A 23,580-nucleotide genomic window follows, 5' to 3' on the forward strand; every position below is an offset into this window, starting at 1 on the left:
GCAGAATTATGAAAACAAAACTAACACTTATATTACTTTTTTTATCATGTTTTGCATTTTCTCAAAGAAAAGTAGCAGATAAATTCTATAAAGAATATTCATATATGAAAGCTGCCGAGTTTTATAAAAAAGCAATAGATAATGGTGATGATGGAGTAGATATGGTAACAAGGTTAGCAGATTGTTATTATAACAATTCGAATTCAGAACAAGCAGCTTATTGGTATGGTGTGGCTTCTAATAGAAAAGAAGGTTTAAGCGATGAGGCTATATACAAATATGTACAATCGCTTAGAAGTATTGGTAAATATGATAAAGCAGATGAATGGTTGAAAAAAATTCCAGATGCAGTATCAAAAATAGGAAATGTAGATTATGATAAGTTAAAAACACTAAATAAAGATTCTGTTGTAGTGGCAAACTTAGATATTAATACTAAAAATTCAGAATTTGGTATGTACGCTCGAGATCAAAAATTATACTTTGCTTCAGCGAGACATGAAAAAGGTGAAATTTATGAATGGAATAATCAACCGTATTTAGATTTATATCAAGCCAAAATCACTAAAAAAGAGGGAGAAGATGTTATAGAAAGCATTATACCTATAGTTTCTTCTAAAATAAATACAGGTTTTCATGAGTCTAGTGTTGCTTTAACCAAAGATGGAAAAACACTATATTTTACAAGAAATAATTTAAACGATAAAGATGAATTAGAGTATGATAAAAAAGGTACTTCACATTTAAAAATATTTAAAGCGACTTTAGTTAATGGTCAATGGGATAATATTGAAGATTTACCATTTAATGATAAAATATATTCTAGCGGACACCCAGCATTAAGCCCAGATGAAAAGACGTTGTATTTTACATCTGATAGACCAGATAGTTATGGCTTAACTGATATTTATAAAGTAGCTATTCTACCCAACGGAAAGTATGGAAAGCCAATAAATTTGGGAGATAAAGTAAATACAAGTGGAAGAGAGATGTTTCCTTTTGTAGCTAAAGATTATACTCTTTATTTCTCTTCAGATGGTTATGCAAATTTGGGGTTGTTAGATATTTATAAAACAGATTTATTAAAAAATAATTCATCTGAAGTAATAAATATAGGGGCTCCATTTAATAGTGGGTATGATGATTTTGCTTTCTTTTATAATGAAGATGGAAAATCAGGATATTTATCTTCAAACAGACCAGGAGGAAAAGGAGAAGATGATATTTATAAGTTTAAAACACTAAAATGTAAACAATTCATTAAGGGAAGAACTTTTGATAAAAGAACAAAAGAAATTTTACCTAATACTTTAGTAGAACTTATAGATTCAGAAGGAAAAGTTATAAAAAGATTTGTAACACAAGAAGATGCAACTTATGTTTTTGAAGTTGAATGTGAGAAGAAATTTTCATTAAGAGGAACCAAGTTAGATCATAAAGATGATTTTGTAAATAATATTGAAACTACAGATGTAAGAGGAAGAGAAATAGAGCACGATTTGTATTTAACACCGTTAATTATAGGTAATGAAATAGTAATAGACCCAATATTTTTTGATTTTGATAAGTGGAATATTCGACCAGATGCAGCCTATGAGTTAGAACATATTGTACGTGTATTAAAAAATCATCCAAAAATGATTATTAAAATTGAAGCCCATACTGATAGTAGGGGAAGTGATAGGTATAATGAAATTTTATCAGATAAGAGAGCCAAATCTACTAGAGATTATATTTTCTCAAGAGATATAGCTACCAATAGAATAGAAAGTGCTATTGGTTATGGAGAAAAGCAATTAGTAAATAAATGTTCTAATGGAGTTCCTTGTACAGAAGAGGAACATCAAGAAAACCGACGATCAAAATTTATAATCACCAACGATTATAAATAGTAAAATAAGTAATTAGTCTCCCGTAGAGTAGTTTTCTTTAGCCCCGATTCAATGCGCATATTGGATTGGGGTTTTATTTTACATCATTATTTTTTAACAAAAATATTGGTGTAATACCACTTGCCGTTAGCGCTTTTTTCAGCAGTAACATCAAAGTGAGTATAATCACCTTCAATATTTTCTTTATGCCCGTCGCTTTTAATCCAAGCATTAACTACAGCTTCTGCAGTAGAGTAACCATAAGCTACATTTTCACCTACCTTAATAGCATCAGCATTTTCAGCTAAATACTCTTTACGTTGGTAAAAAAAGTCGTGTGAAACCTCGTCTTTCTCAATCATGTAATTAGTATGATTGCTTGTTTGAGACTTAATAGTTTGTAACTTGCTTAGTGAAGAAAAGCCATTATTAACTCTATAAGTGTTAATTAGGTCCAAGATGTCTGCTTCAATCGGTTTTTCACTGACGTTAGCTGACATTTCTGGGGTACTGTCAATTATCTCGGCTTCATTAGAAGAACAAGATGTTATTATTAGTGCAAAAAATAGCACCAATAACCTGAGGGGGTAGTTATTCATGATTATAGGGGTTAAGGGGTTAATCAAAAACGTTGTAAAGATATAACGAAAACTTAATGCAAAACAAGTTAATTGTATGTTTTTGAGGTAAAAAGGGGTTTTTTCCTGTGACTAGATAGCCTGTTTTATAAAGTCTTCATACTCATAAAAAAACAGTTCAAACTGTGTCATAGTTTCAACATAAAACTCATAACAATCTCGCCATGTATTCTTATTGTGAATACTAAATTTCTTATCAAAAGGAACATAAATTCTACGAATAATCTTACGATTATCTAGCTCAAAATTATCATCAAATATAACTTCAGGTAAATATTCACTTTCCAATATTTTTTTTAAAGAAAGGAGTTGATCATAAAGTAATTCATTGGCTATTTCTTCAGGATGTTCAAAATCTAAACAAACAGAAGCTTTTTTTCTGTCCGCCTGAAATTTAAAGGCAAATCCTTTTATTTTGGTGTTGTATAACAACCATTTTCTTGGAAAAGACTTCCCAAAACTGGTCCAAAACTCTTTGCGTAACCGAGCAGATTCTTCTTTACTAAACACTATCCGTGAACTTTTGCAGTTTTACCTCTTTCTCTCATCATTTCGGCTTCGAAAGCTAATAAATCTTCCCATTTTTTATCAACTATTTCACGATCCATATACTTACGAGCATACCCTAAAAATAAAGTGTAGTGATTTGCTTCAGAAACCATTAAATCTAAATAAAATTTAGATAATTGTTCATCTTCCATATTATCAGCAAAAACTTTAAAACGCTCACAGCTACGTGCTTCTATTAAGGCAGCAACCAAAAGTCGATGAATTAAAGCTTCGTTTCTATTTTTGGTATGTGGGAAGAATTTTTGCAATTTTAAAGCATAGTCATTTTTAGTAGCTTGTCCTAAAACCATACCTCGATCTATCATTATGTTATGTACCATTCTAAAATGCTCCATTTCTTCAATGGCAATATCACTCATGTCCTTAACAAGTTCAGTTTCTTCAGAGTAATTAATAATAATTGACACAGCATTCGAAGCAGCTTTTTGTTCAGCAAAAGCATGATCGGTTAATAACTGTTCTAATCCATTCTTAGCGACTTCAACCCATGAAGTTTCTGTGTCAAATTGTAATCCAAGCATAATATGTAATTGAGGTTGTAAAAGTAAAAAATATAAGCGCTAATTGCATAATAAATAGCTTAAAAATGGTAAATTTGCCACCAAAAAATCTCTTAAGAAAATTGCTTAAAAATATTAATTCGAATTACGAATACTAAATGAATTACTACAAATTCTAAATAGGACAATCTTTTAAAAATATTTTTCAGTAGTTTTAGATAAAATAGAGAAAGATAAAACTTCTAAGAAAATGAAATTACAGCTACTAAAAAAAATGAAAAAAATTATTGGCGTTTTTGCACTAATATTTTTAATGATTAGTGTCAATTCGTGTAAAAAAACAGTTACTGCAGAAAGTAATGTTAATGAGTTTGGAGAGTATATTAGTGTTTTCCCAGATAAACTAATATCGGTAACACCAAACTTAAAATTTGTATTAAAAAAGAAGGTAACCACAAATTTCGAGCCTACAGAAGTTATTACTACCAAACCAGCTATAAAAGGAGAAGTAGTTTTAAACGATAATGAGTTGGTTTTTGTACCTGCTGAAAAATTAAAAAGTAATCAAGAATACTCAATAACACTTCATTTATCAAAGTTATATGAAGATATTGATGAGAATTTAGAGAGTTTTACCGTTAATGTAAAAACGAAAGAATTATTATTTAATGTTTCCCTACAGTCTCCAAGTGTATACAACAAAAATTTATATGCAGTTGAGGGAGAATTGACAGCTAGTGATATTATTGAAACTGATAAAGTATCATCTTTAGTAAAAGCTACTTATAATGGAAAAGCTAAGCCTATAAAGTTCAGTACCGTAGGAAAAGTAAGTTCAAAGGTTTATTTTAAAATAGATAGTATACAACGTTTTGACGATGATAAGCAGTTAAAGGTAGAATGGACAGGAGCTCTGGTTCAATCAGAATCTAAAGGAAGCAGAGAAGTAACTATAACAGGAAAAAATAACTTTAAAGTATTAAGTGTAGAAGTTGTTGATACAGATAAGCAACATATTGAAATAAACTTTTCAGACCCATTACAAAAATCACAAAACTTAAAAGGATTAATTCAGTTTTTAAATACCCAAAAAAGAGCTTTCACTTATAAAGTAAATAGTAATAAAGTAACTGTATATCCTAAATCATCATTTACGCAAAAAGTTGATATAGAAATATTCAAAGGAATTAAGAGTGCTGATGGTTATACTTTGAAAGAAAATACGATTAAAACAGTGTATTTTGAAGAATTAAAGCCTGCTGTAAAGTTTATAAAAAGCGGATCTATACTTCCAAATTCTAATAACTTAAAAATTAACTTTAGTGCAGTAAACCTAAAAGCAGTTGATGCAACTGTTTATAAAGTTTATAAAGAAAATGTACTACAATTTTTACAATATAATGATTTAAGTAATCAAGGAAATTTACGTTATGTAGGACGTCCAGTAGCAAAATACACGGTAAACCTAGGTAATCAAGGGTTAGATTTAAGTAAAGAAAATGCTTTTGCTATTGATTTAGCTGAAATAGTAAAAGTGGAGAATGGAGCAATGTATAGAGTTGAGTTTTCTTTTAACAAAGACTATTCAAATTATAAATGTGCTGAAGGTGCTTCAACCAAAACTATAGTTTTCGGAAAAAAAGAAATAGACACTAAAAGTTATGATAGTCCTAATTATTATGATGATTACTATTATGATTATAGTTGGAGAGATAGAGAAAACCCTTGTACAACTTCATATTATTATAACAAAAATATTAGCACAAACATTTTAGCTACCAATATTGGAGTTATAGTAAAAAAGGGGAATAATAATAAAATAGTAGTAGCAGTTACAGATATACTTACTACAAATGTTATTGAAGGAGCTAAAGTAAGTTTACACAACTTACAAAAACAAGAAGTAGCTTCAGCTACAACTAATAAAGAAGGAGTTGTTTCTTTTTCTGATGTTACAAATGCCTTTTTTGCAGTAGTTACCAAAAACAACAATACAACTTATGTAAAATTGAAAGATGGTGAAGCACTTTCAATGAGTAAGTTTGATGTTTCTGGGGTAAAATTGCAAGAAGGAATTAAAGGATATATCTATGGAGAACGAGGAGTTTGGCGACCAGGAGATCAAATATTCTTAACTTTTGTTTTAAATGATAATGCGAATCCAATTCCAGAGGAACACCCAATAAAATTCGAATTAATTAACCCAAGAGGAAAGATAATCGATAGAAAAGTACTTCAAAAAAAATCAAATAATGTATATGCATACGCTCCAGTAACAAATCCAGAAGCTATTACTGGTAATTGGAAACTACGCGTAAGTGTTGGAGGAGCTGTTTTCAACAAAACATTAAAAGTTGAAACCATAAAACCCAATCGATTAAAAATTAAACTAGCTACAGATTCTGAATTTATTAAAGCAAACTCAACTATTACAGGAAATGTAGAGGTAAAATGGTTACATGGAGCAATAGCAAGAGGTTTAAAGTTAGATATCAACGGAAAATTCTCACAAACTAACACAGAATTCCCAAAATTTAAAAACTATAATTTTGATGATGTAACTCGTCGATTTGGAACAGAAGAGTTTAAAGTATTAAAAGGAAATTTAAGTAGCGATGGAACTACAAAGTTTTCAGTAAAACCTAAATTGGATAGCAAAGCTCCAGGAATGTTAAGAGCGAGCTTTATAACCAAAGTGTATGAAAATGGAGGAGACTTTAGTACTGATGTGTTTTCTAACAAAGTGTCACCGTATACTTCATATGCAGGATTGGAAGATGCTGAAGAGCCACAATCTAAAAACTATTTATTTACAGATGAAGAATATACATTTAATGTAGCTTCAGTATATGAAGATGGGGCAGGAGTAACAAATAGTTTAGAAGTAAACGTATATAAATTATCATGGCGTTGGTGGTGGAGTACTTCTGATAACGGTTTGTCTAGTTATGACGGTACACGTTATCATGAACCTTATAAAAAACTAAAAGTAACAACAAACGCAAACGGTAAAGGAACCTTTAAATTAAAGGTTGATGAAAACGATTGGGGACGTTATTTAATAAAAGTAAAAGATTCAAAAAGTAAGCATGTTACCTCAAATGTAGTGTATTTTGATTGGCCTTCTTGGTATGCTAAGAAAAAAGGAAACCAAGATAAGAGCAATGCTACGATGTTGATATTTACAACCGATAAAGAATCGTATGAAGTAGATGAAAAAGCAACAGTTAAATTTCCATCTTCAGAAGGAGGAAAAGCGTTTATTACGATAGAAAACGGAACAGAAGTATTAGATCATTTTTGGGTGCCAACACAAGCACAACAAACAACGTTTAGTTTTCCAGTAAAAGCGAGTTATACACCAAATGTATTTGTAAATATTTCGTTACTACAAAAGCATAGTCAAACAGTAAATGATTTACCAATTCGTATGTATGGTTCAATACCAATGTTGGTAAATAATCCTGCAACTAAATTAGAACCAAAAATTCAGTTAGCAGATGAGTTACGACCAGAATCTACAGCTACCATTCGAGTAAAAGAAGAGAAAGGTAGACCAATGACCTACACGATTGCATTAGTAGATGAAGGTTTATTAGACCTAACACGTTTTAAAACGCCAAACCCTTGGGGAGTATTCTATGCACGCCAGTCTTTAGGTGTAAAAACTTGGGATATATTTGACGATGTTATAGGGGCTTATGGCGGAAAAGTAAATCAAATATTAAGCATTGGAGGTGATGAAGCAGAAGCAGGAAGTAAAAATAGAAAAGCCAACCGATTTAAACCAATGGTTACCTATTTAGGTCCTTTCGATTTAGAAATGGGAGATATTAAGGAACACAAGGTTAAAATTCCAAAGTATGTAGGATCTGTTCGTGCAATGGTAGTAGCTACTGATACTAAAAAAGATGCATATGGTAGTGACGAGAAAACAGCTTTTGTACGTAAGCCAGTAATGATTTTAGCATCATTGCCTCGTAAAATAACACCGCAAGAAACTGTTACTTTACCAGTTACTGTTTTTGCAATGAAACCAAATATCAAAAATGTAAAAGTAACTGTACAACCAAATGAGGCATACACAATTGTAGGAGATAAAACACAAACCGTTTCATTTAGTCAGCCAGATGAAAAAATGGCGTATTTCACGTTAAAAGTAAACGATTTCAAAGGAATAGGTAAAGTAAAAATAGATGCAAGTTCAGGAAGAGAAAAAGCGTCTTATGAAGTGGAAATAGATGTGTTAAATCCAAATCCAGTAACTACTGAGGTAAAAGACATAGTATTAAAATCGAATGAAGAAGGGGAAATCAACTTTACAAGTTTTGGTACGAAAGGAACTAACGCGGCTACAATAGAATTATCGACATTGCCTCCAATGAACTTTACTAAACGTTTGGGGTATTTAATTCGTTATCCACATGGTTGTGTAGAGCAAACCACATCAAGTGCCTTTCCACAATTATTTCTACCAGAAATATTTGAATTACCGAAAGAAAAAATAGCTTCTACAGAAAGAAATATTAAAGCAACAATTCAACGATTATCAGACTTTCAATTGTCTAATGGAGGACTTTCATACTGGCAAGGAAATAGTACAGCAGATAGCTGGGGAACATCGTATGCAGGTCATTTTATGATAGAAGCAGAAAAGAAAGGATATGTGTTACCTATAGGTTTCAAATCAAAATGGATAGGGTATCAAAAACAACAAGCACGTAATTGGAGAAATAGCTCACGTTATTACAATAATTCACTTTCACAAGCATATAGATTATACACGTTAAGTTTAGCGAATAGTCCTGATTTAGCTTCAATGAACCGTTTACGTGAATCAATGGGAGTTTCAGATGAAGCAAAAATGAGATTAGCTAGTGCATATGCTTTAATAGGTAAAAAGGCTATAGCAAAATCCATTTTAAAAGGAATAACCGGTTATACCTATACAAAACGATATTATTCAAACTATGGTTCAGAAACCAGAAACAAAGCAATGTCGTTAGAAACCTATATGTTACTGGATGATGAAACGAAGTCAATAAAATTAGCAAAAGAAATTGCCGAAAACCTATCGAGTGAACGCTGGATGAGTACGCAAACAACAGCTTACAGTTTATTAGCAATGAGCCAATATGCTCTGAAAAATGGAGGTAGTAATGGAATTAGTGCTAACTATATTTTAAATAAGGCTTCAGGAGAAGCAAGTACTTCAAAATCGTTGTTAGCAAAAGATTTAATAGTTATTCAAAAAGAGAACTCATTAAAAATAACAAACAAAAACAATGGTGTTTTATATGTGCGTATACTAAACAAAGGAATTTTGCCAGTTGGTGAAGAAAAAGTATTCCAAAAGAATTTAGAAACCTCTATTACATACAAAACAAAAGATGGAGTTCGTGTTACTCCAGATAACTTGTCACAAGGAACCAATTTTGTAGCTGAAGTTACAGTAAAGAATCCAACGAGTGAAACCATTAAAAATGTAGCATTAACACAATATATTCCTTCAGGATGGGAAATTATAAATACTCGTTTCACAGATTTTGGTAACAATACAACATCTTCAAAAGTAGATTATACAGATATACGAGATGCAAGTATTAGTAACTACTTTACGTTGAAAAAATATGAGACAAAAACATTCCGAGTATTGTTAAATGCGTCGTATTTAGGTGAATATTATTTGCCAGGTGTACAAGTAGAAGCAATGTATGATAATGACTACATAGCTCGTACGAAAGGTGAATGGATTAAAGTGGTGAAATAAATAACTTAATAACAATATTCTTTCGCGAAGAATAGACACAAGTCTTGAGTGTCTTTAAAAGTTCAAGGGTTTAATTATATTTTTAAATCTTATTATTATCATGAAAAAAGAGTTTTTAAAAACAGGAAAAGCTTTAACAAACAAAGAACAAAAATCTATTTTAGGTGGAGGAGGAAATTATGAATGTGGATTAGTTTTTGATGAAACACAGTGTGAAGAATTTTGGGCTTTACCACCCGAATATCAGGCTTGTAGTGATGTTCATGCTGATTGTGTTTCTTAAAAGAGAATGTTACAATTTATAAAGAAGAATAAAATTAAAACAATCATCACAGTTTTTGTGATGGTTGTTTATTATTTCTGTCTACCTAAAAACCTATTCGATAACCCAACATCAACAGTCGTAACAGCAAAAAATAATGAATTGTTAGGAGCTGTTATTGCCAGTGATGGTCAGTGGCGATTTCCTGAGTTAGATTCCGTTCCTAAAAAGTTTGAACATTGTATATTACAATTTGAAGATGCTTATTTTTATAAGCACTTTGGTTTTAATCCTGTTTCCATAGGAAAAGCAATGGTAGAAAATATCAAAGCAAAAAGAGTTGTAAGAGGAGGAAGTACGCTAACACAGCAAGTAATTCGATTATCAAGAAAAAATAAAGAGCGTTCGTATTTTGAAAAGTTGCAAGAGTTAGTATTAGCTACTCGATTAGAATTTCGTCATTCCAAAAAAGAAATTTTAAAATTGTATGCTTCGCACGCACCATATGGAGGTAATGTTGTTGGATTGGAAATGGCATCGTGGCGTTATTTTGGATTAAAACCATATCAATTATCATGGGCAGAAACAGCCACTTTAGCAGTGTTGCCAAATGCTCCATCATTGATTTATCCAGGAAAAAATCAACAAAAATTAAAAATCAAAAGAAATAGGTTATTGCAAAAATTACATGAGGAGGGAATTATTGATCAAATTACGTATGATTTAGCTATTGAAGAAGAATTACCGCAAAAACCATATCCGTTACCCACAGTAGCACCTCATTTTGTACAAGAAGTAACTCAACAGTATAGAGGACAACGAGTAAAAAGCTCTATAGATATTCATCTACAAAAACAAGTAAATAATTTAGTTAAGCAGCATTATTTCCGTCAAAAACAAAATGAAGTATATAATATGGCTGTGTTGGTGTTAGATGTTAAAACAAGAAAGGTAGTATCTTATGTAGGGAATTCTCCAACAGATAAGGCACATCAAAAAGATGTAAACAATATTATTGCTCCAAGAAGTACTGGAAGTACTTTAAAACCATTTTTATATGCACAAATGCTTCAGTCAGGAGACTTATTACCCAGTCAATTAGTAGCAGATGTACCAACCGAAATAGCAGGGTATTCTCCTAAAAATTTTAACTTAACTTTTGATGGAGCAGTTCCAGCAAATGAAGCATTAACACGTTCGTTAAACATACCTTCAGTACGTATGTTACAGCGATACGGATTGGAAAAATTTAGAGAAGATATAAAAGCATACCATATCAACGATATTAATAAATCAGCAGATTATTATGGGCTTTCATTAATTTTAGGAGGAGCGGAAGCTAGCTTATGGGATTTATGTAAAACCTTTGCAGGATATGCAGGTATTGTAAATCACTATGAAGAATTAAAACATAATTATTATCAAAATGAATTTTTAGAACCAAGTTTTTTGTTTGAAGGAACTCCAGATTTTGGTAAAGTTCAAAAAGACTATACAACTTTAGATGCTGGATCTACATTTTTAACATTAAATACTTTAATAGAGGTAAACAGACCTTATACAGATCAAGCTTGGAAGTATTACGATTCGTCTCAAAAAATAGCGTGGAAAACAGGAACAAGTTTTGGAAATAAAGATGCTTGGGCAGTTGGCGTAACCCCAAAATATGTAGTAGGAGTATGGATAGGAAACTCAGATGGAGAAGGGCGTCCAGATCTTACAGGAGTTGGTAGTGCAGCTCCGTTAATGTTTAATGTTTTTGACGTGTTACCAAAATCTAATTGGTTTTTAGAACCTTATGAAGATTTAATAGAAGTAGCTATTTGTGAAAAAAGTGGTTTTTTAGCGAAGTCAATTTGTCCGTCTGTAACAAAAAGAGTTCAAAGAAGTGCGATGAAAGCAAAATCATGTTCATACCATCAAGAAATAACTGTAGATATATCTGAAAAATTCAGAGTGAATTCAAACTGTGAATCTATTTCAAATATGGTAACAAAATCATGGTTTGTGTTACCTCCACTAATGGCATACTATTATCAACAGAATAATGCAGATTACAGGTCGCTTCCTAAGTACAGGTCAGATTGTAACCAGTTGGAAAGTAATACAATGGATTTTGTTTTTCCTGCTAAATACACATCAAAAATATCTTTAACAAGAGGAGAAAATAATAAGTTAAACCCTATAATTTTAAAGCTTACACATGCTAATGCAGAAGCAAAAGTATACTGGTATTTAAACAAAGAATTTATAGGGATAACAGAGCAATATCATGAGCAAGCTATTAAACCAAAAAGTGGAATTTATACAATAACAGCAATAGATAATTATGGTAATGAACTGAAGAGAGTTATTGAGGTAAAAAATTAAATAAATATAAATACGGTTTAATTAAAAGCTGTATTTTTAGTTTTTTTAAAAATATACTATGTTAGAACTAGCAGGGATAATTATACTAGGAATATTAGCACAATGGGTAGCTTGGAGGTTTAAAATTCCAGCAATTTTACCTTTAATCTTAATAGGATTACTTGTAGGGCCTATTGCAGCAGAATTTTTTAATGATGATGGAAGTAAATGGATAGAACCTATTTGGGATGGGGAAAAAGGACTATTTCCTGGAGATGGGCTGTACTATTTTGTGTCATTATCTATTAGTATTATTCTTTTTGAAGGAGGATTAACCTTACGACGCGGAGAAATAAAGAATATAGGTCCTGTTATTACCAAATTAATAACTTTAGGATCAGCAGTTACCTTTTTTGGAGGAGCTATAATTGCTCATTATGTGTTTGGATTAGGATGGGAGTTATCATTCTTGTTTTCTGGATTAATAATCGTTACAGGACCTACAGTAATAACACCAATTCTTAGAAACATACCGCTTAAAAAAGATGTCTCAGCAGTTTTAAAATGGGAGGGAATATTAATAGATCCTATAGGAGCTTTAGTAGCTGTACTTGTTTTTGAATTTATAAGTGTAGGTGGAGGTGCTGGGTTTACAGGAACCGCTTTGTTAGAATTCTTAAAAATAATCCTTTTTGGAACCACTTTCGGATTCACTTTCGCGCATGCTTTAATATTTGTAATCAATAAAAAATGGGTACCACACTACTTATTAAATGTAGTTTCTTTATCTACTGTTTTATTAGTGTTTGTGGAGTCTGAGTTGTTTGCTCATGAATCTGGTCTGTTAGCTGTTGTGGTTATGGGAATGGTACTGGGAAATAGTAAACTGAAGAACTTAAAAGAAATTCTATATTTTAAAGAGTCATTAAGTGTTTTATTAATCTCTATTCTATTTATTTTATTATCAGCAAATATTGATTATAAAGAATTAACGCTGTTATATGAATGGAAAACACTGCTTTTATTTGCTTTAATTGTGTTTGTGATACGTCCATTAGCAGTATTCTTAAGTACATCAAAATCAAACTTAAAAACAAATGAAAAACTGTTTATTAGTTGGGTAGGACCAAGAGGTATTGTTGCAGCAGGTATTGCTTCGTTATTTGGAAGTAAGCTGTTAAAGCAAGGAATTGAGGGAGCAGAATATATTACCCCTTTGGTATTTATGGTAGTACTAGGAACTGTTTTATTAAACGCCACTACAGCAAGATTGTTTGCGAAATTAGTAGGAGTGTTTTTAAAGCGTTCTAACGCAATTATGATTGTAGGAGCTTCAGATTTGGCAAGAATGATTGCAAAATACCTAAAAGAAAATCAAAGAAGAGTAGTATTAATTGATTCTAATATTGAAAATGTAGAAAAAGCCAAAGAAGAAGGGTTGGAATCTATTGAAGTTAATATTTACGATGATGAGCTAACAGATAATATTGAATTAAATGATGTTGGGTACTTAATTGCAATGACAGGAAGTGATTCAATAAACAAGTTTGTAATATCAAATTTCTCCTCTATTTTTGGAGAGCAAGGAGCTTATCGTTTAGCAACGTCACAAGAAGTTATTACAAAAGATTATGAAGATGAAGATCACTTGTTTACAATAGAAGACGATTATATTAACTTGATGGAAGCTGTAAGAGAGTTCCCTGAAATTCACGAAACAGTAGTCAATTCCATTGATGATTATAAGAAAAAGATTGAAGAAATTAATAGAGATCAAAAATCGATTCCAATTTTTGTTAAGAGTCAAAAGAATGAAATTTTATTAATTTCAGAATTTGAGAAAAACGTCAAGAAAATAGAAGATTGGAAGTTAGTTTATGTAGGGAAGAATTTAAACATCTAACCCAAAAGTATTCTTTAACTTTTCAATTAACGGATTTTTTTCTTTCAGTTTGTCGTACTTCTCTTGAGGAGTATAGGCAAACTTTTTTTCTACAGTTTCATTTACAATAACATTAATCTGAATACCATAGTTATTTAATTTTTCACGTAAAAAGCGTAATAATTTAGGTTTTCCCTTTTCGAGTTGCGACTTCATTAAGTCATTAGGCAACGAAAAAATAATAGTAAAATCCTCTTGTAACTTAGGTTCATCAGAAGCTAAAATGGCAGCGATACTTCGCTCTCCAAAACCTTGTAATTGGAAATAATATTTTTTCCAAGCATCTTTTAACTCATCTTGAGTAAAAGGAGTTCTTGGATGATTATCGTAGTTTTCCTCTGTATCAATAGTACTTTTTACTTCTTTCTTTTGTTGTAAACTCTTTAAAGACAGGGCAGAAGTACGTCGTTTAATGTTCTTTAAAACTGGTTTAGCAGGAACCTCTTCTTTTATAGCTGTAGTAGTTACTGGGACAGGTTCAACTTTTTTGGGAGTTTTTGTAACAACAGGTTTTACCTCAGTCTTTTTAACAGAAGGAGATAAAGAGGTAAAAAAAGTAGCAGGAATTATGTAGTTGCTAGATTTTTTTTTTGCTCCATCAAAAGTGATAGAGGCAATTTGCATTAAAGTAAGTTCTACCAATAAGCGTTGGTTTTTACTTCCTCGATATTTTAAATCACAATCATTCGCCTTATCTATAGCTGGGAGTAAAAACTGCATACTAGCTTTAGAAGCCTGCTCTAAGTATTTTTTCTTAGTGTTATCACCAACCTCTAACAAAGTAATAGTAGCTTGATCTTTTGCAACTAACAAATCTCTAAAGTGAGAAGCCAAACCGTTTATAAAATGATGTCCCTCAAAACCTTTTCCTAACACATCGTTAAAGGCCATTAACACTTCTGGAATTTTATTCTGAAGCAATAAATCAGTAATGTTAAAATACACATCGTAGTCTAACACATTTAAGTTCTGAGTAACAGCCTCACGTGTTAAATTGTTTCCAGAAAAACTTACAACCCTATCAAAAATAGAAAGAGCATCACGCATTGCACCATCAGCTTTTTGGGCAATTACATGCAGTGCATCATCTTCCGCAGTAATATTTTCTTTAGCACAAATTGTTTTTAAATACTCTTTAGCATCTAAAACGCCAATACGTTTAAAATCAAAAATTTGACAACGAGATAATATCGTTGGTATAATTTTATGTTTTTCAGTAGTTGCTAAAATAAAAATAGCGTGTGCAGGTGGTTCTTCTAACGTCTTTAAAAAAGCGTTAAAAGCCGCTTGTGAAAGCATGTGAACCTCATCAATAATATACACTTTGTACTTTCCTGTTTGAGGCGGAATACGAACTTGATCAGTTAAATTACGAATATCATCAACCGAGTTGTTAGAAGCCGCATCTAATTCAAAAATATTAAAAGCAAAATCTTCATCATCTGTAGTTGCATCTTCTTGGTTAATACGTTTAGCCAAGATACGAGCACAAGATGTTTTACCAACACCACGAGGTCCTGTAAACAATAAAGCCTGAGCTAAATGGTTGTTTTGTATAGCATTTTCTAACGTATTAGTAATGGCTTGTTGCCCTACAACATCCTCAAAATTTTGAGGACGATATTTACGTGCCGATACTATAAAATGTTCCATTAAAATCTACTGTTTACTTGAACAAAAATAGAAAACACAGTGGCAACACGCAAACAAAATTCTTAAGGAAATATTAAAGTTGTAAACAATTGTAAAAAATGTATTCTTTGTACGACCAACTAACATATAAATAATACTAATTATATGAAGATATTCAAGGGAGTAACAGTATTTACGGCTGTTGTTTTAGCGGTAACGTTATTAAGTTTCTCACAAAAAAAGGAAGAAAAACTAAAAGAGGTATCAGTACAAACAACCTCAGAAACAAAAGTAGCTTACTTTGCAAGTGGTTGTTTTTGGTGTGTAGAAGCAATTTTTGAAAGTGTGAATGGAGTAGAGGAAGCAGTATCAGGATATGCAGGAGGGCACACTAAAAATCCAACCTATAAAACAATTGGAACAGGTCGTACAGGACATGCAGAATCAGTAGCAGTATATTACAACCCGAAAAAAGTTAGTTTTCAAACATTAGTTACTGTATTTTTTGGTTCGCATAATCCAACTACTAAAAACGGACAACATCCAGATTATGGTTCACAATATAGGTCAATAGCGTTTTATAAAACACAAGAAGAAAAGCAGCTCATAGAAAGTACTATTAAAAGATTAAATGAAGATGTTTATCAAGGGAAAATAGTTACGGAGGTTAAAAAGATGGAGAAGTTTTATCCTGCGGAAGAGTATCATCAAAACTATGAACGTTTGCACCCAGAGAATCCATATGTGCAAAAAGTATCAATTCCTCGATTAAATCGGTTTAAACGCAAGTTTCCGGAATTGCTTAAAAAAAGAAAAGACGGGTAACTTTATTAAGTTAAAGTTTGTTTATATAAAAAGCTCCCCAGCAACAGCGTTACTGGGGAGTTATTTATTTATAAGGTAAAGTTTATTCCTAAAACAATATTTCTACCAGGGTTAAAAATATTATCAGGCTTTAATCTAGATAAGTGATTTATGTACTTCTTATCAAGAAGATTATTTATGGTTAAAGATGTAGTAAAAGTGTATTTACTAATGATAATATCACCTCCAATACCCAAGTTTACTAAGTTATAAGCAGGTGTTGCTGTTTCAAACTCACTAACATTATCTTGCTTAAAAAATGAATGTAAGCTTACAGAAGCATATCCGTTTGGTAACCATTTTTCATTAGAAAACTCAGTTCTTAGTGTGTTTTTTAAGGTATTTGCTGGAATTAGTGGTAAATAGTTTCCATTATCTTGTTTACCAATTACCGTTTCAAAACTACTTTCTAAATGTAGCCAATCAAGAGGGTGAGGGTGTAGGTGGAAACCAAACTCACCTCCATACAATTTTGCATCTTCTTGAGAGTAAGAATACACAGGAGCATCATCTTCAATTTCACCAGTAGGAGATAAGTAGATGTAATCGTTTAATTTATTATAAAAACCATTGGCAAATAACTCAAAGTGTTCAGTGTTATAATCTAAAGAAAGATCAAATTGTAAATTCTTCTCGTTAACTAGGTTGTTGTTACCAACTTCAAAACGATTTGTACCGTGATGTACTCCGTTAGAAGTTAATTCAGCAAGGTTTGGAGCTCTAAATCCGCTAGCAATATTTAAACGAGTTGTAAGAGCATTAAAAAGTTTGGTTTTTGCACCAAAAGAGGCTGTAAAACTGTTAAAAGATTTATCTATAGCTTCAAAAATATGTATTTCATCTTCATGAGCTACTTCGTGTCTTTCTGTAGTTATAGCTCTGTTATCATAACGAATACCCGCTTGAAAAGAAGTATTATCATTTACTTCAAAGTTGGCTGTAGTAAATACACCAAAATCGTTTACAGTAGCATTAGGAATTAATAATTCTTCACCAAAGTTAGTATTGGTTTGGTGTAAACCTTGAGCACCTATTAAAACTTCAAATTTACCAAACTTAGGAAGGTGATATTTAGTGTTATAACTAAACGTTTTTAACTTCATATCTAAAGCAGCTTCACCTTCTTCATGCTCTTCGTGTTCTTCTTCAGTTTCTTCTTCTTCATGCTCCTCATGTTCTTCAAACTCTTTACGGTTATTAATAGTATACCCTAAATCGATGTCTAATTTTGAGTTTTTAAAGAAAATATGATTGTGTAAACTTATAATATGATTGTCAATATCCTGATAAGGAGTTTCAAAATGTGTTTCTTTCGTTTGTTCTCCAATCCCTTCTGTTAGTCCTAACTTAGAATTGTTGAAGTTATAGCGTAACTCAGAAGAAAAGTTTTTCTCATGAAATCCTACACCTAATTTTAAATCTTTTTCCTTAAAACGTGTATTGGTTACTCTATAATCAGGTGTTTTGTAATCTGCGTGTTGCGCATAGGTTCCTCTAGCTAAGAATTGCCAGTTTTTTAAAGAAGATGTTAAGCCAACCGAAGTATTAGTACCTAAAGTATTACTAAAGTAACGCTGATTCACATTAAGTTTAGTAGTATTCTCTGGGGCAAATTTTTCTGGTTGAATATATAAAACACCACCTAAAGCATCAGAACCGTATAAAAGAGAAGCAGGACCTTTAATAACTTCTACACCAGCAACACCAGCATCGTTAATACCCAAACCGTGTTCTCCACCAAATTGTTGGTTTTCTAGTCGTATACCTTGTGTGTATACTAAAACTCTGTTTCCGCTTAAACCTCTAATAACAGGTTTACCGATAGATGTTCCTGTAGAAACTTGAGATACCCCTGCAATGTTTGTAATTCCTTCAGCCAATGTTGTAGCTCCTGTTTTTTGAAGAGCTCTAGCAGAAAGACGTTCAACTTTCATTACATTTTCTGATTGTAATTTATTAAAAGGAGTTGAGATGATTACTTCATCTATTTTAAAAATAGACTCTTCTAAGTTAAGGTCAAAAGAGATGTTCTCATTATTAAAATCAAACTCTTTTGAAACAGTTTTAAAGCCTAAGAATGTAAAGTTAAAGGTTACTTTTCCGTTAGGAATGTTTTGTATGTTATAGGTACCATTTTCATTGGTTACGGTTCCTTTATGTAATTGTTCAGAGTATACTTCTACTCCTAAAAGTGGTTGATTATCAGTGTCTGTAATTTTTCCTGATAAACTGTTTTGTGCATATATAGCAGATACTCCTATAAATAATAGGAAGTTTATTAATTTCTTCATTAAAATGAATTTTACTGTTAACGATGTGTTTTGTTAGTTTTTATAACAATGTTATGATACAGTAAAATATGGTGGTGCTCTTGAAGATTTTTTATCAGTATATACATAAGAGATTAACTGAGGTTGCGTCTCGTAATCTAATTTGTAAAAGTGTTGTGGTACAACTGAAAAGTTCTCAGCTGTTTGATACGTAAATGTGTTTAAATGATAATGTGCTAAAGAACAATCTAGTTCTTCCGCATGAAAGTGATGCTCGCTAGTAGATGTACAAACAGTATGCTCATGGTTTTCAAATAAGTGTATAGTTAAAACTACTGTAGGTAATAGTAGAATTAAGATACTTAATAGCGCAATATGTTTTTTGAGCTTAATCACGGTAGACAAAAGTAAAAAAATAAAACCTAATAGAAATTTACTATTAGGTTTTATTTTTTTATAGTTTTAATATTTCTTAATGCTTTTTTGAGTTCCCTCGCATTTTCATGTTTAACATTTCTACTACTAAAGAAAAAGTAATAGCAAAGTATAAATAGGCTTTAGGTATACTACCTATTTCTTCTCCAAAAAGAGTAGCGTGCGATAAGTGAGCACCTTCAGCAATCAACATAAATCCAATTAAGATTAAGAAAGACAAGCCTAACATTTGAATAGTTGGGTGCTTACTAACAAACTTCCCTACAGGGTTTGCAAATAACATCATAATAACCATAGATAATACTACAGAGGTAATCATAATTATCATAGCTCCTTCAATACCATTGGTCATTCCTACGGCCGTTAAAATAGAATCAAAAGAGAAAACGATGTTAATTAACGTAATTTGTATAATAGCTTGTGTTAATGTATAGCCTTTTTTAGGTTTACCGTCAGTTTCGTCTTCAAGATGTCCTTCTACTTTATGGTGAATTTCTTTAGTACTCTTATATAAAAGGAATATACCACCAGCAAATAAAATTAATGCTTGACCGGTAACTCCTGCATTAAACCAAGATAAATCGATATTAAAAAAAGGAGAATTCATAGCAATAAGCAATGAAATACCAAAAAGTAAAGCAATACGAAGTATCATGGCTAAGAATAGCCCAATATTAGTCGCTTTTTTTTGTTGATTTTCAGGTAGCTTATTTGCAGCTATTGAAATAAAAATAATGTTGTCAATACCTAATACAATTTCTAAAAACGTTAAGGTTACAAGTGCACCCCACGTATCAGGTTGTAAGAAAATTTCCATAGTTTATTTTACTTTATATACAGTTCCTTTTTGCTTAAAGTTAGAATAGCCAATTTTTGCGGTAAAACTATAAGAACTGTCAGTTACTTTAGTTATTTGAACAAATATAGGATCTTTATCTAAATCAGTTTTCGGATTTTTCATTCGCAAGGTATATGCGAAGTTATTTTTCCATTTGATGTAGAGTGTATCTATATGTTTTATTTCTTTTTCAGTAACTAAACTGTCAGTTGAAATACTTACTTTTTTAGTATATTCTTCTATTTGTAAGCTATCTTTTCTTACAATTGTTGTTTTTCCGTAGTTATCACCAGCAGGAATTTCAAACGTTCCGTGAACAAAACGTGTAGGATCTCCATTTCTTTCTGGAGTGCACGAAATAGCTAAAAATAAAACTAAAAAAGTAAGTAAATATCTCATTATATACCTGTGTAATTAGATGGTGTAATTTGTTTTAATTCATTCTTAATCGCCTCAGAAACCTCTAAAGTATCAATAAAATTAGCGATAGAATCTTTGTTTATTTTTTCGTTGGTACGCGTTAATCCTTTTAATGCTTCGTATGGATTAGGATACGCTTCACGACGTAAAATTGTTTGAATAGCCTCAGCAACTACTGCCCAGTTATTTTCTAAATCTTCAGCAAATTTAGCTTCGTTTAATAATAACTTGTTCAATCCTTTTAAGGTAGAAGCAAAACCAATTAACGTATGTCCAAAAGGAACTCCAACGTTACGTAATACCGTACTATCAGTTAAATCACGTTGTAATCTTGAAACTGGTAACTTAGCAGATAAATGCTCAAAAATAGCATTTGCTATACCTAAGTTTCCTTCAGAGTTTTCAAAATCAATAGGATTTACTTTATGTGGCATTGCAGATGAACCAACTTCACCTTTTTTAATTTTTTGTTTAAAGTAGTCGTTAGAAACATACGTCCAAACATCGCGATCTAAATCAATTAAAATCGTATTTACACGTTTTAATCCGTCGTATAAAGCTGCCATGTGGTCGTAGTGCTCAATCTGCGTAGTAGGGAAGGAGTGGTGTAAACCTAACACTTCTTCAACGAAATGAGTACCGAAGTTTTTCCAGTCGATATCTGGATACGCTACTTTGTGTGCATTGTAATTACCTGTAGCTCCACCAAATTTCGCAGCGTGTGGTGTATGTTGTATGTGAATAACTTGATTGTTAATACGTTCTACAAATACAAAAAACTCTTTTCCTAAACGGGTAGGAGAGGCTGGTTGCCCGTGAGTTCTTGCTAACATTGGTACGTTTTCCCATTCTTCAGATAAATCAGCTAATTTGCAAACTAAGGTATCTAAAGTAGGATAATATACTTCTTCGATAGCATCTTTAATAGATAATGGAATAGCAGTGTTGTTAATATCTTGAGACGTTAATCCGAAGTGGATAAATTCTTTATATTTCTGTAAGCTTAAAGCGTCAAACTTCTCTTTAATAAAGTACTCAACAGCTTTTACATCGTGATTGGTAACGCTTTCAATTTCTTTGATTTTTTGCGCATCTTCAGCAGAAAAATCTTCATAGATCTTACGTAAATCAGCGTATAACTCTTTGTTGAAATCGGCTAATTGAGGTAATGGAATTTCACATAAAGAAATGAAATATTCAATTTCTACCTTTACACGATATTTTATTAAAGCTTCTTCTGAAAAATAGTTCGCTAAGCTTGCTACTTTGTTACGGTATCTACCATCAATAGGAGAGATGGCGTTTAATTCTGTTAAGTTCATGTTTTGTTGTTGTGTTGAAAGGCACAAAAATAGAAAATACTTCCCTTTTTTTAGAGATAAACTACAGGAATTTTAGTACTAAATAAAAGCAATCTTATTTAGGGACAAATAAGTGTATAGAATTTTGTTTGTGATAATCGAACTCAAAATATTTTTAGAAAAACCTTTCCGCTTTCGCAGAAGAAAACGAAAAGGTTAGTAATTAATAAATGATTTTTATCTTAGTTTCTTATTTAATCAGAAACGTACTTTATGTTTGTCTTTTTATAATCAAAAAAACTCAATGCTTTAATGAGGAGTTATTAATGTGGTATCTTTAAAAATACTTATTTCAAATGAACTATTTAAGGGTTTTCCATTAGTGAAATAACCAAACCTTTTAGATTGTATTATTTTATCTTTATGATAAATTTCTAAAAAGTAGTCCCCATCTCCTTTAACATTATTAAAAATAATTTCTTTGTTTACTTTTTGACCTATGGCTAAATTTCTTATATAGGTTTGATTTTCTTTAGAAATACCTACAGTTATACTATCTAATTTAGAGTTTGATTTATTTTTAACAATAAAACTTAAACTGTTTCCAGAGTAATTAAAACAAGATTGAAGAATGAAAGCAAAAATAATTATTGTTGTTCTTTTCATAATTTATTTATTGGTGTTAATTTTGATAAGTTTGTAGCTCTCCCACTGGCTGCCCCTCCTTTTAAATTTGATAAATACCTTAATTGACCTGTTTTTAGAGCATCTAAAATACTCTTTGTTAATGATGAATAGCCATCAAAAAGCCAATTTTTTCTATCTCTTCCAATCTGATTATTAAATAAATCCATTTGTTTTTCTCTTCCTAATTTGAATAGCCTACTTTTACATAGGCTATTTATTTCTTCTATTTATACAGTTTTTATAAATTCTTTAAAGTCTTCATAAATGAAAATATTTATTTTAAAATACCTTCTAATTCCTCTAAATAGGCATAATCTGAAATATTATACCTTTCCCTGTCAAAATTGGTATCAATTTAATTCGATGAATTCCAGTCCAGTTAAATTTCTTTTAGTTATTTCTTTTTTTATGTTTTCAGACACATAATAACCTATACCTCCTTTAACATTATCTACTATTATAAAATCTCTTTTAGACTTTGGTTCTATAAATAATTTTTCAATATGAAATTGGTACAAAAACCCTAATTTTTCAATTCTATTTTTTTCAGTCAAAAAATCCTCTAGTGAATTAATATTTAGTTTTTCTTCTTTTATGAATAAGTCTCTTATAAGAAAAAATTCAGAATTTTTAAAATCTATATCATTATAATTAAAATTTGTTGGGTTTAATATCCAATAATATACTTTTTTATTTTTTGTTATTTCTATTTCAGATTTAAAAAATTGAAAATTTTCATCTCCAAATTGACATAAAACATTTTTAAACTCATCACTTACTATTATTTTTTTTGTATACCCTATTGAAGGTGATGTTAAAACGTCTGTTAATTTAGCTCCTTTATTTAAAATACCTATAGGTGTTTTAGGAGTGAAATTTATTTTTTTATATCCTATATTATCAATAAATAAGGGGGCTTCTATAGGATCGCAATCACATTTTACATCTTCTATTTGAGGATACTTTCCTATAACGTTCAAATCTACGGAGTCAGATATTCTATAATATTTCATCTTTAAAAAATTAAATCATTCAAATGAGTATTGGGATTATTCTTAATTACTTCTTTAACGTTTTTAATAATCAATTCTAATCTACTAAATGTATCTTCAGGGCTTAACCCACTAGGTATTGCATCCAATAACTCTCTTATTCTTCTATCATATAGATGATGATTTGGTTGATTTCGCCATTTATCAACTGGTATGCCATTTAAAAACTCATCAATATG

18 protein-coding genes are annotated in these 23,580 nt (G+C 31.0%); 6 read left to right on the forward strand and 12 right to left on the reverse strand.

The features are described 5' to 3' along the window. The first annotated feature begins 8 nt into the window (after positions 1-8). Complete coding sequence (locus ACTPNM_RS08625) at positions 9-1,892, forward strand: OmpA family protein (protein WP_274641384.1); 1,884 nt, start codon at positions 9-11, stop codon at positions 1,890-1,892. A gap of 86 nt (positions 1,893-1,978) precedes the next feature. On the opposite strand, the gene ACTPNM_RS08630 is transcribed toward ACTPNM_RS08625, so the two are convergent. The 3 genes from ACTPNM_RS08630 to ACTPNM_RS08640 form a co-directional block, all read right to left on the reverse strand. Continuing rightward, positions 1,979-2,371, reverse strand: a complete 393-nt coding sequence (locus ACTPNM_RS08630) for a CAP domain-containing protein (RefSeq protein ID WP_440121380.1) — start codon at positions 2,369-2,371, stop codon at positions 1,979-1,981. 210 nt (positions 2,372-2,581) lie between these two features. Next, complete coding sequence (locus ACTPNM_RS08635) at positions 2,582-3,019, reverse strand: DUF4268 domain-containing protein (RefSeq protein WP_440121381.1); 438 nt, start codon at positions 3,017-3,019, stop codon at positions 2,582-2,584. Then, positions 3,019-3,600 carry a tRNA-(ms[2]io[6]A)-hydroxylase gene (locus ACTPNM_RS08640; RefSeq protein ID WP_440121382.1) on the reverse strand — a complete coding sequence of 194 codons (582 nt, stop codon included), beginning with the start codon at positions 3,598-3,600 and terminating at the stop codon, positions 3,019-3,021. Before ACTPNM_RS08640 ends, ACTPNM_RS08635 begins: the two co-directional genes overlap by 1 nt. Positions 3,601-3,853: 253 nt before the next feature. Between ACTPNM_RS08640 and ACTPNM_RS08645 the strand changes: the two genes are divergently transcribed. From ACTPNM_RS08645 to ACTPNM_RS08660, 4 genes are all read left to right on the forward strand, one after another. Then, on the forward strand, positions 3,854-9,349 hold the full coding sequence (locus ACTPNM_RS08645; protein ID WP_440121383.1) for an alpha-2-macroglobulin family protein: 5,496 nt from the start codon (positions 3,854-3,856) through the stop codon (positions 9,347-9,349). Positions 9,350-9,449: 100 nt separating this feature from the next. After that, positions 9,450-9,632 carry a hypothetical protein gene (locus ACTPNM_RS08650; RefSeq protein ID WP_274641389.1) on the forward strand — a complete coding sequence of 61 codons (183 nt, stop codon included), beginning with the start codon at positions 9,450-9,452 and terminating at the stop codon, positions 9,630-9,632. Between the two features lie 6 nt (positions 9,633-9,638). Further along, complete coding sequence (pbpC, locus tag ACTPNM_RS08655) at positions 9,639-11,981, forward strand: penicillin-binding protein 1C (RefSeq protein WP_440121384.1); 2,343 nt, start codon at positions 9,639-9,641, stop codon at positions 11,979-11,981. Positions 11,982-12,039: 58 nt separating this feature from the next. After that, the gene (locus ACTPNM_RS08660) at positions 12,040-13,863 is read left to right on the forward strand and encodes a cation:proton antiporter (RefSeq protein WP_440121385.1); all 1,824 of its coding nucleotides are present in this window, start codon (positions 12,040-12,042) and stop codon (positions 13,861-13,863) included. Here ACTPNM_RS08660 and dnaX read toward each other — a convergent pair. Further along, positions 13,852-15,555, reverse strand: a complete 1,704-nt coding sequence (gene dnaX, locus ACTPNM_RS08665; protein WP_440121386.1) for a DNA polymerase III subunit gamma/tau — start codon at positions 15,553-15,555, stop codon at positions 13,852-13,854. The genes ACTPNM_RS08660 and dnaX overlap by 12 nt on opposite strands. Before the next feature lie 144 nt (positions 15,556-15,699). On the opposite strand from dnaX, the gene msrA reads away from it, so the two are divergent. Then, on the forward strand, positions 15,700-16,359 hold the full coding sequence (msrA, locus tag ACTPNM_RS08670; RefSeq protein ID WP_440121387.1) for a peptide-methionine (S)-S-oxide reductase MsrA: 660 nt from the start codon (positions 15,700-15,702) through the stop codon (positions 16,357-16,359). Between the two features lie 68 nt (positions 16,360-16,427). Here msrA and ACTPNM_RS08675 read toward each other — a convergent pair whose 3' ends face one another. The 8 genes from ACTPNM_RS08675 to ACTPNM_RS08710 all read right to left on the reverse strand — a co-directional run bounded on the left by ACTPNM_RS08675 (position 16,428) and on the right by ACTPNM_RS08710 (position 23,362). After that, entirely contained in the window at positions 16,428-18,689 is a 2,262-nt protein-coding gene (locus tag ACTPNM_RS08675) for a TonB-dependent receptor (protein WP_440121388.1), read from the reverse strand. Positions 18,690-18,740: 51 nt separating this feature from the next. Further along, positions 18,741-19,064, reverse strand: a complete 324-nt coding sequence (locus ACTPNM_RS08680) for a hypothetical protein (RefSeq protein ID WP_440121389.1) — start codon at positions 19,062-19,064, stop codon at positions 18,741-18,743. A 76-nt stretch (positions 19,065-19,140) separates the two neighbouring features. Then, positions 19,141-19,920, reverse strand: coding sequence for a TerC family protein (locus ACTPNM_RS08685; RefSeq protein ID WP_440121390.1), 780 nt, complete (start codon positions 19,918-19,920; stop codon positions 19,141-19,143). Between the two features lie 3 nt (positions 19,921-19,923). Further along, positions 19,924-20,340, reverse strand: a complete 417-nt coding sequence (locus ACTPNM_RS08690; protein WP_440121391.1) for a hypothetical protein — start codon at positions 20,338-20,340, stop codon at positions 19,924-19,926. Beyond that, positions 20,340-21,683, reverse strand: coding sequence for an adenylosuccinate lyase (purB, locus tag ACTPNM_RS08695; RefSeq protein WP_440121392.1), 1,344 nt, complete (start codon positions 21,681-21,683; stop codon positions 20,340-20,342). The genes ACTPNM_RS08690 and purB overlap by 1 nt, the downstream gene beginning before the upstream one ends. A gap of 288 nt (positions 21,684-21,971) precedes the next feature. After that, positions 21,972-22,328 carry a hypothetical protein gene (locus ACTPNM_RS08700; protein WP_440121393.1) on the reverse strand — a complete coding sequence of 119 codons (357 nt, stop codon included), beginning with the start codon at positions 22,326-22,328 and terminating at the stop codon, positions 21,972-21,974. Beyond that, the gene (locus ACTPNM_RS08705) at positions 22,325-22,516 is read right to left on the reverse strand and encodes a hypothetical protein (RefSeq protein ID WP_440121394.1); all 192 of its coding nucleotides are present in this window, start codon (positions 22,514-22,516) and stop codon (positions 22,325-22,327) included. The genes ACTPNM_RS08700 and ACTPNM_RS08705 overlap by 4 nt, the downstream gene beginning before the upstream one ends. Before the next feature lie 183 nt (positions 22,517-22,699). After that, on the reverse strand, positions 22,700-23,362 hold the full coding sequence (locus ACTPNM_RS08710) for a hypothetical protein (RefSeq protein ID WP_440121395.1): 663 nt from the start codon (positions 23,360-23,362) through the stop codon (positions 22,700-22,702). Between the last annotated feature and the right edge of the window lie 218 nt (positions 23,363-23,580).

Origin of the sequence: Tenacibaculum sp. Ill (assembly GCF_051938915.1) — a bacterium.
Lineage (GTDB): Bacteria > Bacteroidota > Bacteroidia > Flavobacteriales > Flavobacteriaceae > Polaribacter > Polaribacter larymnensis.